This is a genomic window from Microbacterium sp. BG28 (assembly GCF_034044005.1).
In the GTDB taxonomy this organism is placed as follows: domain Bacteria; phylum Actinomycetota; class Actinomycetes; order Actinomycetales; family Microbacteriaceae; genus Microbacterium.
The window spans coordinates 573,766-589,267 of record NZ_JAXCHA010000001.1 but is presented as its reverse complement, the minus strand read 5'-3'; the positions used below and the strand labels follow the sequence as shown (position 1 = coordinate 589,267).

Annotated in this window: 9 protein-coding genes; 4 read left to right on the top strand and 5 right to left on the bottom strand. The window is 68.9% G+C overall.

What is annotated here, in order from left to right:
- The first annotated feature begins 32 nt into the window (after positions 1-32).
- The 3 genes from mmsA to SK224_RS02980 are packed head-to-tail and all read left to right on the top strand — an operon-like array spanning position 33 to position 4,053.
- Positions 33-1,562: a multiple monosaccharide ABC transporter ATP-binding protein gene (gene mmsA / locus SK224_RS02990; RefSeq protein WP_320433309.1), complete on the top strand. Its 1,530-nt coding sequence runs from the start codon at positions 33-35 to the stop codon at positions 1,560-1,562.
- 1 nt (position 1,563) lies between these two features.
- Entirely contained in the window at positions 1,564-2,775 is a 1,212-nt protein-coding gene (gene mmsB, locus SK224_RS02985; protein ID WP_137418164.1) for a multiple monosaccharide ABC transporter permease, read from the top strand.
- Positions 2,776-2,826: 51 nt separating this feature from the next.
- Entirely contained in the window at positions 2,827-4,053 is a 1,227-nt protein-coding gene (locus SK224_RS02980) for an ROK family protein (protein ID WP_320433308.1), read from the top strand.
- On the opposite strand, the gene SK224_RS02975 is transcribed toward SK224_RS02980, so the two are convergent.
- Both SK224_RS02975 and SK224_RS02970 read right to left on the bottom strand, forming a co-directional pair.
- Positions 3,986-6,787 carry a hypothetical protein gene (locus SK224_RS02975; RefSeq protein ID WP_320433307.1) on the bottom strand — a complete coding sequence of 934 codons (2,802 nt, stop codon included), beginning with the start codon at positions 6,785-6,787 and terminating at the stop codon, positions 3,986-3,988. The genes SK224_RS02980 and SK224_RS02975 overlap by 68 nt on opposite strands.
- The gene (locus SK224_RS02970) at positions 6,784-7,440 is read right to left on the bottom strand and encodes an ABC transporter ATP-binding protein (protein WP_320433306.1); all 657 of its coding nucleotides are present in this window, start codon (positions 7,438-7,440) and stop codon (positions 6,784-6,786) included. The genes SK224_RS02975 and SK224_RS02970 overlap by 4 nt, the downstream gene beginning before the upstream one ends.
- A gap of 486 nt (positions 7,441-7,926) precedes the next feature.
- Between SK224_RS02970 and SK224_RS02965 the strand changes: the two genes are divergently transcribed.
- On the top strand, positions 7,927-11,019 hold the full coding sequence (locus SK224_RS02965) for a carbohydrate binding domain-containing protein (protein WP_320433305.1): 3,093 nt from the start codon (positions 7,927-7,929) through the stop codon (positions 11,017-11,019).
- Between the two features lie 149 nt (positions 11,020-11,168).
- Here SK224_RS02965 and SK224_RS02960 read toward each other — a convergent pair whose 3' ends face one another.
- From SK224_RS02960 to SK224_RS02950, 3 genes are all read right to left on the bottom strand, one after another.
- Complete coding sequence (locus SK224_RS02960; protein WP_320433304.1) at positions 11,169-11,342, bottom strand: hypothetical protein; 174 nt, start codon at positions 11,340-11,342, stop codon at positions 11,169-11,171.
- Between the two features lie 87 nt (positions 11,343-11,429).
- The gene (locus tag SK224_RS02955; protein ID WP_320433303.1) at positions 11,430-13,016 is read right to left on the bottom strand and encodes a chitinase; all 1,587 of its coding nucleotides are present in this window, start codon (positions 13,014-13,016) and stop codon (positions 11,430-11,432) included.
- Positions 13,013-15,352 (bottom strand): glycosyltransferase family 2 protein, encoded by a 2,340-nt coding sequence (locus tag SK224_RS02950; RefSeq protein ID WP_320433302.1) that lies wholly within the window; start codon positions 15,350-15,352, stop codon positions 13,013-13,015. The genes SK224_RS02955 and SK224_RS02950 overlap by 4 nt, the downstream gene beginning before the upstream one ends.
- Between the last annotated feature and the right edge of the window lie 150 nt (positions 15,353-15,502).

Sequence of the window (15,502 nt, the reverse complement as noted above, 5' to 3'; positions counted from 1 at the left end):
AGCGTCGCCCGCGGGCGGCGAAGGGACACACCATGACCGAACCGATCCTGCGCATGGCGGGGATCTCCAAGTCCTTCAACGGCGTGCCGGCGCTCTCGGACGTCTCCATCGACGTCTATCCCGGCGAGGTGCACGCGATCTGCGGCGAGAACGGCGCGGGCAAGTCCACGCTCATGAAGGTGCTCAGCGGCGTCTACCCGGCGGGCAGCTTCCAGGGCACGATCACCCTCTCCGGCGAGCAGGTCGCGTTCCGCTCGATCAACGACAGCGAAGCGGCCGGCATCGTGATCATCCACCAGGAGCTCGCGCTGAGTCCGTACCTCTCGATCGCCGAGAACATCTTCCTCGGCAACGAGAAGTCCCGGCGCGGCGTCATCGACTGGAACGCGACGAACCGGGAAGCGGCGGCCCTGCTCGCGCGGGTGGGCCTCAAGGAGAACCCTGCGACGAAGATCTTCGAGCTCGGCGTCGGCAAGCAGCAGCTGGTCGAGATCGCGAAGGCGCTGGCCAAGGAGGTGAAGCTGCTCATCCTCGACGAGCCCACCGCGGCGCTCAACGACGACGACTCCGCCCACCTGCTCGATCTCATCGACCAGCTGCGCGCTCAGGGCATCACCTGCATCATCATCAGCCACAAGCTGAAGGAGGTGCTGCGCATCGCCGATCGCATCACCATCATCCGTGACGGACGCACGATCGAGACGATGCGCAGGGACGATCCGCAGACGGATGAGGGGCGCATCATCCGCGCCATGGTCGGCCGCGACCTCAACAGCCTGTTCCCGCCGCGCGAGCCCGACATCGGCGAGGAGCTGTTCCGCGTCGAGCACTGGACCGTGCACCATCCGGTGGACACCGAGCGCGTCGTGATCGATGACGCATCCTTCATGGTGCGAGCGGGCGAGATCGTCGGCTTCGCCGGTCTCATGGGCGCGGGGCGCACCGAGCTCGCGATGAGCGTGTTCGGTCGCATGTACGGCACCGGCATCTCGGGCGAGGTGTACAAGAACGGCGAGCGGATCGACGTGCGCACGGTGGATGCGGCGATCCGCCACGGCATCGCCTACGCCACCGAGGATCGCAAGAAGTACGGACTGAACCTCATCGGCGACATCCAGGTCAACGTCTCCGCATCCGCGCTCGCGCGACTGGCGCGGCTCGGGGTCGTCGACCGGTACCGCGAGTACAAGGTGGCCGATTCGTACCGCTACAAGATGAACATCAAGGCGCCCAGCGTCGCGGCGATCACGGGCAGGTTGTCCGGTGGCAACCAGCAGAAGGTCGTGCTCTCGAAGTGGATGTTCACGGGACCCGACGTGCTCATCCTCGACGAACCCACTCGCGGAATCGACGTGGGGGCCAAGTACGAGATCTACGGCATCATCAACGAACTCGCGGCGCAGGGGAAGGCGGTCATCGTCATCTCCTCGGAGCTTCCCGAGGTGATCGGGCTCTCCGACCGCATCTACACCATCTCCGAAGGGCGCATCACGGCAGAGGTCGACCGTGCCGATGCGACCCAGGAAACGCTCATGCGGCACATGACCGCCGGAAGGAACTGACATGGCTACTGCGTCGACGCAGACGGTGGACACCCCGCCGAAGAAGAGGCGGGGTCTGCTCGCCCGGATCAACTTCCGTCAGTACGGCATCCTGGCCGCCCTGGTCATCATCATCGTCCTGTTCCAGGTGATGACCGGCGGCCGCCTCTTGATGCCCGGCAACGTCAACAACCTCATCCAGCAGAACGCGTACGTCCTGATCCTCGCGATCGGGATGGTGATGGTCATCATCGCCGGTCACATCGACCTGTCGGTCGGGTCGGTCGTGGCCATGGTGGGCGCGATCGCGGCGATCTCCATGAACAACTGGGGGCTGCCGTGGTGGGCGGCTGTCATCCTCTCCCTCGTCGTCGGCGCGGTCGTCGGCGCATGGCAGGGGTTCTGGGTGGCGTTCGTGGGGATACCGGCGTTCATCGTGACCCTGGCGGGCATGCTCCTGTTCCGCGGTCTCACCCTCGTTCTGCTCACCGGCGGCACGATCAGCGGACTCCCCGACGGCTTCACGGCGATCGGCGCCGGATGGCTGCCGCCCGTGTTCGGCTACGTCGCGGACCGCGACGCGCTCACCCTCGTGCTGGGCCTGCTCGCCTCCGTCGCGCTCGTGGCTCAGCAGCTGCGCACGCGCGCCACACTGCGCCGTATGGAACTGCCGCGCGAGGTCGCGTGGTCGTTCTGGCTGAAGAACGCGGTCGCTGTCGTGGCGATCATGGCGACGGCGTGGACGCTGGCCACGTACAACGGAACGCCGATCGTGCTCATCATCCTCGCGGTGCTCGTGCTCGCCTACACGTTCGTGCTCAACCGCACGGTGTTCGGCCGGCACATCTACGCGATGGGCGGCAACCTGTTCGCCGCCGTCATGAGCGGTGTCAAGACGAGGTGGGTCAACTTCTTCATCTTCGTCAACATGGGAGTGCTCGCGGGTCTCGCGGCCGTGGTGAGCACGGCCCGTGCCGGCAGCGCGGTCGCCTCGGCAGGTCAGAACTACGAGCTGGATGCGATCGCCGCCGTCTTCATCGGCGGGGCAGCGGTGCAGGGCGGTATCGGAACGGTCGTCGGCGCCGTGATCGGTGGCCTCGTGATGGGCGTGCTCAACATGGGCCTGTCGATCCTCAGCGTGGATGCGGCATGGCAGATGGCGATCAAGGGCATCGTGCTGCTGCTGGCGGTCGCCTTCGACATCTTCAACAAGCGGCGCAGCGGCGGCGCGTGAGCGCCGCGCCCCGCGCCGGGCGACCGCCGGACGCCGTGTCAGAATTGCCGGGTGACTGCGGTGACCGTGGCGACGGGGCCTGATCTTCCACCCCCCGCGGGCTCCGCGGGGGGTGGAACCACGAATGACGCGGTCCGCCGGCAGAACCTCGTGGCGGTGCTGTCGGAGCTCCGGCTGAACGGCACCCTCTCGCGCGCACAGCTCAGTGCCCAGACGGGTCTCAACCGCTCGACGATCACGGGCCTCGTCGCGGAGCTGATGGACGCGGCTCTGGTGCGGGAGCTGCCGGCGGTGCCCTCGACGGGCAAGGCGGGCCGGCCCATCTCGGAGCTGCAGGTCGACGACGCGGTCTCGGCCATCAGCGTGGGCGTGGATGCGGACGGCGTCACGGTCGCGCTCATCGGGCTCGGCGGCACGGTGCACGCCCGCCTGCATCACGACACCGCCCGGCCCGTCAGTCCGCGCCGCTTCGTGCAGCTCGCCGTCGATCTCATCAACGTGATGCGCGCCGACATCGATCGGCACTATCGCGTGGTCGGTGTGGGCCTCGCCGTGCCGGGCCTGGTCGATGCCCGCGGATCGGTGCTGGTGGCGCCGACGCTGCAGTGGCGGAACGAACCGATCGCCGCGCGGATGTCCGACAAGCTCGGCATGCACGTGACCGCCGGCAACGACGCGAGTATCGGCGCACTGGTGGAGACGCGCTTCGGCGTCGCCCGCGGGACCCGCAACCTGCTCTACCTCGGCGGCTCGCTGCGCGGCATCGGAGGCGGGGTCATCATGGACGGCACCCTGCTGCGCGGTACGTCGGGTTACGCGGGCGAGCTCGGTCACACGGTCGTCAACCCCGGCGGCATCAGGTGCGTCTGCGGCCGGCGGGGATGCTTGGAGGCGGAGGTGGATCTCAGCCTGATCGAGCCCTTGCTCGGACGCCGACGGCTCGACGAGGACGAACTGGATGTCGAACTGGGGGTCGCACGCGACCCGAAGGTCATGGCGGAGGTCGCGCGGCAGGTCGATGTGCTCTCGATCGCGCTGACCAACTTCGTCAACGCGTTCAGTCCTGAGCTCGTGGTGCTCTCGGGCTATCTGGGCTCGCTTCTCTCGGTCAGCAGGGAGCGGCTGTCGGCGGCGGTGCGCCTGCATCCGCTGGGGGCGGAGGGGCGCGTCGTGCGCCTCGAGCGTTCCCGGCTGCGCTCACGCCTCATGCTCATCGGGCCCGCCGAACTCGCCTTCGCGCCGATCCTGGCCGACCCGACGACCGCGCCCCGTCGCTGACGAGGATCAGTCCCGCGGCGGTGGCGGCGATCGTCCCGACGACGACGGCCGCGACGGTGGCTGAGGGGGCGAAGGCGAGTGCGCCCGCCGTCGCGAGCGCTGCCCCGGCCATCACGCCCGGCACCGCCGCGGTGAAGATCTCGGCGGCGGCTGCGCGCCGCAGGTGTGTGCGCTGCCATCCCATCGCGCGCAGCGCCTGCTCCGCGCTCGTGCGTCGCTCGAGCCCGAGGCGTCGGATGACGACCAGAAGGATGCACGCGGCCCCGAGGGTCACGGCGATCAGGGTGCCCTGCGGGACGAGCGCCTGCGACGCGGCGAACGATCCGAGGCGCGACTCTCCTGCGGCGGCGCGGCCCGCGATCAGCACCGCGACCGCGGTCGAGGCGGCCAGGGCGACGAGTGCCAGAGCCGCGGCCAGCGCCAGCGTCGTGGCCCCGCTGGTGCGGGCGTTGCGCAGACCCAGCAGGGTCGGTGTCGTGACCGCACCCGATCCGATACGCGCTCGGCGGGCGCTGGCTGTGCGCACGAGCGCGCTGCGCGCCACCAGCACGGCGGATCCCACGAGGCTCGCGGCCACCGCGATCCCGACAAGATACGAGACCGTTTCGATCATGGCCGAGGTCAGCAGCGTGAGCGCACCGATTGCGACCAGCAGGAGTGTTGCGACGGCCTCCTCGGAGAGGAACCAGGCACGGATGCGCCGGCGGGTCCACCCGACCTGGTGCAGGACGGCCGCATCCGCCCGCCGCGAGGCGATCGAGCTCAGCTGCGTGAACAGCAGCAGTGCGGTCGCCGCGAGCATCGACATCACCAGCAGCGCCAGATTGGTGCCCGAGACGCCTTCGGATGCCATCGCGGCCGCGCCGAGTCGCGAGTAGTCCTGATTCACGACGAGGGGTTGCGCATCGCCGGGCGTGCCCATCGGCGGCTCGAGCGCCACCGGCACGGTCTCGAACGACGACCCGGCCACGATGGTCGCGGTCAGACCCAGATCCCGGATGCGGGACGCCACGTCGAGGATCTTGGCCTGGGCGTCGGCGGTGTACCCGTCGATGCCCGCGACGCGGACCCGGACCGACGAGACCGGATCGGTCATGTGCAGGTACTGCGCGTTCTGCAGATCCGCGATCGCGAAGGCCCCGGAGGTGTTCAACCCGAGCCCCGAGAAGGATGCGGGGAGCGCGGTGCCATCGGCGGCGGCGTCAGCGCCGTCGGCGATGATCGGTGCGGACTCGTCGTATCCGAGCCCCACCTGCCCGAGCGCCGACCCCTCCTCGTGCAGCTGGGCGGGGGTGAAGGTGCCGACCGGCCAGGTGTTCGTCTCGTACGGGCCGGCCGTGCCCGCATCCGTTCCGGGGAAGGGCGCCAGGGACGAGAAGAGCAGCTCGCCGTCGGACTCCCCGGTCGCGCGCAGCCGGAGCAGCGGCGCGGATGCGTCACTCTGGTCGGCGGCCGCGTCCGCCGACACGGCGTGAGCGAGCGTGGTCGCCTGCGGATCCACGGCCGAAAGGATGGGGGAGCCGGCGAGCCGGAACATCGGGTACTGCGCATAGGGTGCGGACGGCGGCGGGGTCCATCCGGGCCACGGGACGTCGATGCTGTCGAAGGTGAGGGGGGACAGGGCGTCGCCGGGCTCACCCGAGTACAGGGTGGTGGTCGGGCCCGTGCCCGCGGCGTCGAGATCGGGGAAGACATCATCGCCCGCCGTCGCCCGCGCCAGGGTCGCCGCCAGCTCGTCGTTCGGCGCGTCCAGCGGAGTCAGGGCCACGCTCAGATGCGCGGCCGGCGTATCGACGGCTCGCGTCAGGATCGGTGTGGGCTGGGTTGCCACGCCCTTCTCGAACAGCGTGTTCAGGTCATCGCCTGGCGACGGGGGGTCGGCGGGGTCGAAGAAGTTGTCGCCCAGGCGGCCTATCAGTGCGCTCGTGTCGATGAGCGGATCCATCACGGCGCCGGCATCGCCGAGCAGCTTCTTCTCGGCGACCGGGTCGACCAGCACCACATGCGCGGTGCGGACGGCTTCGACCGGCAGCGTGAGGGCCACGACCCCCTCGCCGGCTGGCGGCTGTTCTGCCGATTCCCATCCGCCGAACGTCCACGCAACGTTGCGGTCGACATCCGTCTCCGCGCCGTAGGCGACCTCGCCGGCCGAGGTGACGGCGCGCACCGGTCGGTTCTCGCCGTCCTGCAGCTGGCGATACCCCTCCCACGCCGTCTGGTCGATGACGATGTCGACGCTCGCATCGATGGTGCGCGCCGGCGTCACGCCGTCGTCGATGACCAGCGTGGTGGACACCCGGTATGCGCGCGGCCCCGTGGCGGAGCCGTCCAGCGGTACGAGCAACGTCGCCTTCGCGACATCGGTCGTGGGCGTCGCGAACGCGCCGATCGGAGCGGCGACCTCGACGCCCTCCAGGCCCTGGACCCGTGCCACATCCGCGCTCGCGATGTGACCGAGGCTCGCATCGGTCAGGGCGCCGGGGCCGAGCAGACCCCCGCTCGCGCCGCTGAGCGGTGAGGAGCCGCCTGCCGTCACGAGGATGTCGTAGTCCCCGCGCCAGTTGGCATCGAGCGTCTCACGCAGTGCGTCCGCGGACGCGCTCTGCAAGCCGGATGCGGCCACCAGCACGATGCCGATGAGCGCGAGCGAGGTGAGACGCAGGCGCCGGCGGAGGAATCGGGTGAGAGCGCGGGGTGCGCGCGCGCGATCGCGGCGGGGCACGCGTGCTCTCATGTCATCACGGTTCGGGTGTCGGCGGCGTCGATGAGCTGGGGGTCGTGCGCCGACACGAGCACGGCCGTACCCGCATCCGCGATCGAGCGCAGCAGCGCGATCACGCCGTCGGCGTTCTGGCGATCGAGGCTCGCTGTCGGTTCGTCCACCACCAGCAGACGAGGCTCGAGCAGCAGCGCCCGCGCCAGCGCCACCCGCTGGCGCTCGCCGCCGGAGAGCTCGCCCGGGTGAGACCGAGACCGTGCGCCGACGCCGAGGCGGCCGAGGAGATCTCGTGCCCTGCGCCCGAGATCGCGGCTGCGCCGGTCGGGGACGGCGGGCAGCAGCACGTTCTCGAGAGAGGTCAGGCCGTCGATCAGCACGCCGCCCTGGTCGAGGTAGCCGACGTGGGTGCGCCGTAGTGCCGTCGTCGCATCGTCGCTCTGTGCCGAGACCACGACCCCCGACCATGCCACGCTGCCGGAGGTCGGGCGTACGAGACCCGCGGCCGTCTTGAGCACACTCGTCTTGCCGGAGCCGCTGCGGCCGGCGAGACAGTGCATGCGTCCGGCGGGGACATCGATGGAGAGGTTCTCGATGATGACGAGATCGGGCGCTCCGGCGCGCGGATAGCGGATCGACACGTCTCGCAACGCCAGCGGGGCAGAGATCACGAGGCGACGATAGCGCCGACTCCGGCCGTACGGCAGTCTGCGGGGCGTCTCCCCTCGGTCGCGCCGGGATATTCCGTCGCAGGTCCGGTCGGTTTCCTCGCCTTGTCGTATACCGAGCCGCTCAGGACGCCGCGAAGGCAGCGTGTGATGATCGAAAATCGGTCGAAACTGAGAGTTTGTTATGCGAAGCCATTGTGTTAGCGCTAATGGTACCGGTAACATTGCGAACGGTTCCCCACCCTCGCGTTCTCGCCGACGACCAGACGCCGACGACGCAGGGTGAGTCGGCCCCTCACAGCGGCGACCAGCCTGCGTGTGAAGGTGACGGCGTCCCGCGGCCTCCCGTGCGCGGACAGGGTGCAGCGAGCAAGGTGGCTCACTGCGTTGGAACCGGGTTCGTGGCCGGTGAGGCCGGCGACAGATCGACGGGAGCGGCGCTTTCGCAGACGAGGCGCTGGTGGCACTCGAACTCAAAGGAGACAAGACGTGAGACCACCCCTACGCACCCCACGCCGTGCACACGCACGCGGGCCACGGACAGTCGGCGCGCTGCTGGGAATCGGCGCGCTCGCGCTGTCCTCGGCGGTCGCGATTCCCGCGGCCCACGCGGCGTCGACCCCGTTGATCGCGAACGGCACGTTCGAGACCGGGATCAGCGGCTGGACCGCGCCCCTGGGCGGAACGCTCGCCGAGAGCGACGACGCCAAGTCGGGGAGCAAGTCGCTCGCCATCAGCGGTCGCACCACATTCCAGTCGGGACCGACGGCCACCGTCACCGGCCTCCTGGACCCGGCGAAGAGCTACGACCTGTCGCTCGCGGTGAAGTTCGACGCGGGCGCGGCCACGCAGAACTTCAACGTCGTGCTGTGCACGAGCTCGCGCAGCCAGTGCGATGTCGTGACCGGCGCCACGGTCACCGCCGGCCAGTGGAAGGTCCTTGAGAAGACCTTCACCCCGGCGATCTCCACCTACGACATCATGTTCGTCGAAACACCGTGGAACACGAACGTGCAGAGCTTCGTCATCGACGATGTCTCCCTGACCACGGCAGGTGGCGCCGACCCCGGCACGCCCGTCGTGACCGAGCCGCCCGCCGTCGCCGGCAATCTGCTTCCCGACGGCCGGTTCGTGGACGGGTTCACCGGATGGACCGCGCCGCGCTCCGGCACGCTCGCGCTCAGCGATGACGCAGCCAGCGGGGCACATTCCCTCAAGGTCACCGGTCGCACCAACACCCAGTCGGGTCCCTTCGCCTCGGTGACGGGCAAGCTCGAAGCCGGTGCCACGTACCGTCTCGGGGGCAAGCTGAAGTACACCGAGGGTGAGCCGACCCAGCAGTTCAACTTCACGTTCTGCCCGAGCAACTTCAACGGTTGCGTCGACAACGGTCAGACCTACACGCGCGGTGAGTGGGGCACCTTCTCCAAGGAGTTCACCGCCACGGCGAGCCACGCGTCCGCGGACTGGCTCTTCGTGGAGACGCCGTGGGGATCGAGCGCTCTGCAGGACTTCCAGGTCGACGACATGTCGCTCATCAAGATCGCTGACGCTCCGGCGACGCCGACCTACGGCAGCTTGGAGGAGGTGCAGACCAAGCCCATCGGCGACCACAACCCGCTCGTCGGTCACAAGTTCGGCGCCGACCCGCATCACCTGATCTACAACGGCCGCCTCTACATCTACTCGACGGATGACACCCAGCAGTACGAGGCGAACACCAAGGACGCCAACGGCCTGCCCACGCAGTCCAACGGTTACGGTGCCATCACCCGCCTGAACGTCATGTCGACCTCCGACATGGTCAACTGGGTCGACCACGGCGCGGTCCCGATCGCGCGTGAGGGCGGTGCAGCTCCGTGGGCGCGCAACTCGTGGGCTCCGGCGGCGATCGAGAAGGACGGCAAGGTCTACCTGTACTTCTGCGACAGCGGTACTGGCACCGCCGTCGTCGTGGGCGGATCGCCCCTCGGTCCCTGGACCGACCCGGTGGGCAAGAAGATCATCCCGGACACCGTCTCGCCCGAGTACATCGCCGGCGGGGGATTCCCGGCGGGGATGTGGCTGTTCGACCCCGAGGTCTTCATCGACGACGACGGGCAGGCGTACCTGTACTTCGGCGGCAACTCGCAGATCGGCTCGGGCGACAACGTCCAGGGGCCGCAGAACCCCAAGTCGACGCGTGTCGTGAAGCTGAAGGACGACATGGTGACGCTCGACGGCGACCCCGTGGAGATCGACGGCCCCGGCATGTTCGAGGCCTCGAGCATGTTCAAGCGCGGCGACACGTACTACTACTCGTACTCGTCGAACTTCCAGGTGCGTCCGCAGGAGGGCGTCTACCCGCCCACCGGCGCGATCGCCTACATGATGACCGACGACCCGATGAACCTGCCGGCGTCGAAGTACGCGGGTGTCGCGTTCCAGAACCAGTCGAACTTCTTCGGCGCGGGCAACGGCGGCAACAACCACTCCGACATGTTCACGTTCAAGGGCGAGACGTACTTCACGTACCACGCTCAGACGCGTGGCGCGGCGTGGGCGGCGGCACTCGGAACCCCTGGGTCGACCCAGGGCTACCGGTCGGTGCACATCGACAAGCTCGAGTTCAACGAGGACGGCACCATCAAGCCTGTTCAGGGAACCCGCGCAGGTGTGGAGCAGGTCGAGGCGTTCGACCCGTACCGCACCTTCGAGGCCGAGACGCTGGCATGGCAGCTCGGGCTGAAGACGGTCGCAACGGATGCGGCGTCGGTCGAGTTCCCCGAGCACAACGGCAGCGGCAACATGGCGCTGAGCTCCATCGACGACGGCGACTTCGCCGGAATCTCGGGGGTCGACTTCGGAGAAGGTGCCGCATCGGTCTCGGCTCGGGTCAAGCCGCTCGTCGAGGGTGCGTCGATCCAGGTTCGCCTCGACGAGGTCGACGGCCCCGTCGTCGGCGAGATCGCCGTCGACGGAACCGTGGGCGAGTGGACCACCGTGACGGCCGACGTCACCGGCGCGACCGGGGAGCACGACGTGTTCTTCGTCTTCGCGGAGCCCGAGGGCGGCGCGGACTCGAAGCTCATGGAGGTCGACAACTGGACCTTCACGGCTGAAGGGGGAACCGAGCCCGGAAACCCCGGCAACCCCGGAAACCCCGGCAACCCCGGCAACCCCGGAAACCCGGGCGAGGCCGGCGGCTCCGACGTGACCGCAGTCCTGTCGCGTACGGATGTGCGTGCGGGTGAGTCGGTGACGGTGACGGCGCAGGGGATCGATGTCTCCAAGGTGGAGATCGGCATCGCGAGCACGTATCGCGCACTCGCCACGGTCGATGTGACCGACGGCGCGCTGCGTGCGACCGTGACGATCCCGGCGGACATCACACCCGGAGAGCACCACATCCAACTGCGGGATGGCGACCGGATCCTCGCTCAGCTGCCCGTCACCGTACGCGCGGCTGCGGGTGCGCTGGCCGCGACGGGACAGGACACGGCGCCGCTGATGTCGGCGTCGCTGTTCGGAGCCGCGATGCTCGGGCTCGGCATCCTGGCGATGCTCCGGCTGCGCGCGCGGGCGCGTCGCTCCGAGCTCTGACGGACGAGAAACCCGTGCCCCGGGGCGGCGATCGCCGCCCCGGGGCACGGGTTTCTCCGAGGAGGCCGCCCGCGCCGAGGCTGTGAGGGCCTCACCCGAGTGCACCGTCGAGCACTTCGGTGAATCTGCGCGGGCCCCTGGACTCCGTTTCAGCTCACATCGCCCTCCTGAGAGGCGATGCGGTCCGCGTCGGCGCTGTCGATCCGGCCGTCGTCGAGATCCTGGTCGAGCACCTCCTCGCCGTCCACCTCGCGCGTCGGCGCCTCATCCGACTCCCCGTCGCCGGGAAGCGGCACCGGGGGCGGGAAAGTGTTGTTCGACATCGTGGTCTCCTCTCGATCGGATCCAGCGGATGCCGGCACGCTACGCCGCAGTGCGTCCTCCTTCGCGGGGGTTGACGCGGCTCCGTGTCAGGGGCCGCTCTGGATGATCTGCTCGAGCTGCGCGATCGTCAGCGGCTGCCACGGCGAGCCGTCTGCATCCGTGGCCTGGGCGGCGGGGCTGTCGCCGCGTGTCCAGTACTTGGCCTCGTAGGGGACCTGCTGGAACATGACCCGTTGACCTTCGGTGTACGTCGCCGCCGGGTCCCAGTCCGGGTAGGTGCCCGCCGGCAGCGTGGGCTGCGGGTAGGGGGTCTCGCCCGGCAGCACGGGGCCGATCAGCCGCCACGGCCACGAGTCCGCATCCGCCAACGGATTGTCCGGATCATCGCCGCGCGTCCACCACTTCGCTTCGTAGACGTTCTGCCGCCAGACGACCTTCGCGCCCGAGAGATACGTGTTGGTCTCACTCCAGATCGGGTACGGACTCGTTGCGGGGTCGTCGGTCACCGTGGGAACAGGTTCCGGCGTGGTCCGGCGCCCGGCCGACGCGTCGGGTGCGGCCTCGAATCCCGGCTGGAGGGTTTCGGCGAATGTCGCGTCCTGCTGGTCGACGCCGCTGCAGTCGTTGGAGACGACCGAGGTGTCGGCGTAATTGGTGCCGCACGTCCGGTCCCGGTTCAACGACCACATCGACAGTCGTGACATCCGCTGCTGCTGCGCGAAGGCGTTCAGCGCCTCCGCATCGTCGAGGGTGAAGACCTCGCCGGCCACGTCGTTCTGACCGATCATGGGTGTGGCGCCCAGTTTGCCCCAGAGGGTGGGCGCGGTCAGCGTCGTCCCGGCGGCCTTGTAGAGCGCGCCGAGCTGCGCATGCGTCGCGCGGAGCGCGTCGATGGCGGTGTCGGCCATGGTCTGCGTGCCGCGGTCGACGCCGTAGTCCATCGTCATGACGTTGACCCCGGTCAGATCGACGCCGGACTCCAGCATCTGCGCGATGGCGGTGCGTGCGGGGGCGTTCAGCCCGTCGGGCGCGACTGGCAACGTGAGCCAGACGGCGAGGTCCTCGCCCGCCGCCCGCCGCTCGCGCTGGAGATCGGCGATCGCGACCGCCCGGCGCAGACCCGACACGGGATCCTCGAGGTTCTCCCCCTCGATGTCGAGGTCGATCGTCGACACGTCGTAGCGGTCGATGACGCTCCGATACGCCTGCCCGAGCCCCTCTTCGTCGGTGCAGGCGTTGGCGAGCTCGGTACCCGCTGCCCCGCCGAAGGACAGGACGACATCGCCGCCGTTTGCGCGCAGTCGCGTGATGCGCCGATCGAGATCCATATCGCGCGCCGCCTCGTCGAGGTCGTAGTAGCCGCCCCAGGACGGTGTGCACGAATCCGCTGCGGCGGCCACCACGAAGGAGAGGACGACGTCCCGGTCAGCGGCGTTCTCGGGCTTCTCGAACGGGAAGAACGGTGTCGTCGTGACGTCGACATATGGCGCGAACCATGCAGCTCCCGTGACCGCGCGCACCTGGTCCACCACGAGGAGGCGATAGCCGACGAGCGAACCGGCCACGATGGCGACGAGGATGATGACCCCGAGCGCGACCCGCCACGGCGAGAGGCGTTTGCCGTCGTATGGGCCGGGAGCGGGCGGTGCGGTGTAGGCGACGCGTGGATTCATGCGGCAGGGCCCGTTGCGCTTCGCGCCTCGAGCGCGCGCGACGGCGCGGGCTCAGCCGCGGCGGATGCGGCGGGTCGGGCCCCTCGACGGACCGGATCACCGGCGGCGGGGTAGCCGTGGAACAGCGCGTCCTGCCAGTCGAAGCCGGGTTCGCCGGGGGCGGCGCGGCCCACGGTCTCGGTGGGAACGGGAACCCACATCCAGTTGGTCAGCCCCATCCACACATCGACGAGCGAGTTGCGGATGCCGATGTTCTCGACGCAGGCCCAGAAGGCGCAGACCGCGTTGAGAGTGCCGAAGAAGAACGTGCCCCAGTTCTGGGCGTTGAAACTCCACCACGCGGTGAAGATCGAGAACGCGACGATCGCCCATGGGGCGACGACATAGAGAAGGGTCGTCGCCGTCCGCTCACGCACCTTCGGGGTGCGGGCGAACGGGATCTTGCGGCCGGTCAGGCCCTGCTCGATCGATTTCAGTACGCCGGCAAGGTTCACCGGAAGCAGGATGAGGTTGAAGCCGTAGATGCGCAGGATGTCGAGGTAGCGGTAGCCGGAGTACTTGAGGTCGCTCGCTTGACACAGGAAGTACGGCGCCGCAGCCGCCAGGACGAGCGGACTCAGCAAGTCGCTGTCGAACGGGAACGTGAGCAGGAAGAGCAGTGCGAAGCTGGCCCACGCCAGCGACGCCATGTAGTTCACGCGGATCATCCACTCGCCCAGCCGCACCGGGCGCGAACTGCGCCTGCGGGCGCGGACCTGACGCAGGAACTTCGGCAGGATGAGCAGGCCGCCGTTCGCCCAGCGCCGCCGCTGCACCACGAGGGAGCCGAAATCGGGCGGGGTGGCCGAGTAGCTGAGGCGCTCGGGGTAGTTCACGAGCGTCCAGTTGTGATCGGCGAGATCAACCGAGGACTCGGTGTCCTCGATGACGGTGCGGTCCTGCACGTAGCGGCGCACCTCGAAGCCGTCGACATCGTCGATCTGCATGATGTCGTCCATGGCCTCCATACGGATCACGGCGTTGGCGCCGACCCAGAAGGTCGCGTCGTAGCCGGACATGCCCTGGTGGAGGATGTGCTGGATGTCGGTCGTCGCGCCGGCCAGGCGTTCGATGCGCGTCGGGGCGCCACGGAACGAGGAGTACGGCGTCTGGGTGACGGCAACGCGTTCGTTGCCGGGCTGCTCGAGGAAGTAGACCAGGCGCAGGCAGTAGTCGCGCAGCAGCAGCGAGTCGGCGTCGAGGGTGAGCAGGTAGTCCGAGTTGGGGATGACGAGATCCGCCTCCTGCCCTGCGCCCGCGACCAGGCGCAGGACGGTCTTGCGACCTGGACCTTCGACGAACCGGTAGCGACCGCCCATCAGACCGATGTACGCATTGAGGTTCATCGCCTTGTTCGCCTCGCTGGACAGCGACGCGTAGCGCTTGCGCTCGAACGTGCCCACATCCACCGAGAAGATCCACACGAGGCGCCGGTGCAGTTCGTGCAGACGCTGGTGCGAGAGCTCGGTCCCCGATTCGGCCGCGGATTCCAGCGCGGACGCGGTGAGGTCCAGGTCCTCGGCCAGCCCGCGCACGACCTGCTCGATGAAGAAGGTGTCGACGTGGTCCTCGTGCGGTTCGGAGTCCGCCATGTCGTTCAGCCAGGCGACCGCGTAGCGGTACTCGTCGCGCAGGGAGAGGATCTCCGACTCGCCGACGCCGCCCGTTGCGGCACGCTGTTCGAAGTCGAACAGTGCCTCTGTGAAGCGGTACGCGGGCTCGGCCAGGTCCTCGGCGATACCGAGCGCGATCTGACGGGTCGCCTCCAAGCGCGCGAGCGTGTGCGGATCGGTGGGGAACGGAGGATCATCCAGCAGCAGCACGACCCGCAGCGACGGATACTCCTGCAGCGCGGCCGACCACATGGTCTTGCGGATGACCGCGGGCTCCTCGGCGTAGGAGGGGATGAGAACCGTCATCCCGTCGCCGTGCTCGTCGTCGAAGTGGCGGTCGAGTTCTGCGCGCGGCACCCGCTCGTGATCGCGGAACCGTCTGAGAGCCGCCTCTCGCTGCACGAGGAACATCAGTGCGGAGAAGCTCAGTGCTGTGATGACGAGGGCGTAGATGCAGGCCTCGATCGTGGGCCAGATGTGTTCGCCGTCGTAGGCGAAGATCTGGCGCAGTGCCGTCGTGAGCATGTAGGCGGCCCAGCCGGCGACCGTGATCGCGATCGCGACGCGTGCCCAGACGATCTTCGCGGCCGAGGGACGCGGGTGGAGCGTGGGCAGCGGTTCGCGGCGTCGTTCGGATCCCCACTGCCGCTTTCGTGCGCTCGGAAGCGCAGGAGTCTTCGCCATGTCGTCCCCTGCCGAAGGAGCGGTGAGCGCCCACGTCTTCGGGTGACGGGGCGCTCACCGAGAGCAGCGGAGTGCTGCTGGAGCTACGGTACGAGAGTGGTTCCGGCTGCGGACGGCGTGCCGGGGAATTCGGACGGAACCACCCGAATC

What these genes read in the sequence shown, in the direction of transcription:
- mmsA (WP_320433309.1), top strand. Translation starts at nt 33, where the DNA reads ATGACCGAACCGATCCTGCGCATGGCGGGGATCTCCAAGTCCTTCAAC.
- mmsB (WP_137418164.1), top strand. Translation starts at nt 1,564, where the DNA reads ATGGCTACTGCGTCGACGCAGACGGTGGACACCCCGCCGAAGAAGAGG.
- SK224_RS02975 (WP_320433307.1), bottom strand. Translation starts at nt 6,787, where the DNA reads ATGAGAGCACGCGTGCCCCGCCGCGATCGCGCGCGCGCACCCCGCGCT.
- SK224_RS02960 (WP_320433304.1), bottom strand. Translation starts at nt 11,342, where the DNA reads ATGTCGAACAACACTTTCCCGCCCCCGGTGCCGCTTCCCGGCGACGGG.
- SK224_RS02955 (WP_320433303.1), bottom strand. Translation starts at nt 13,016, where the DNA reads ATGAATCCACGCGTCGCCTACACCGCACCGCCCGCTCCCGGCCCATAC.
- SK224_RS02950 (WP_320433302.1), bottom strand. Translation starts at nt 15,352, where the DNA reads ATGGCGAAGACTCCTGCGCTTCCGAGCGCACGAAAGCGGCAGTGGGGA.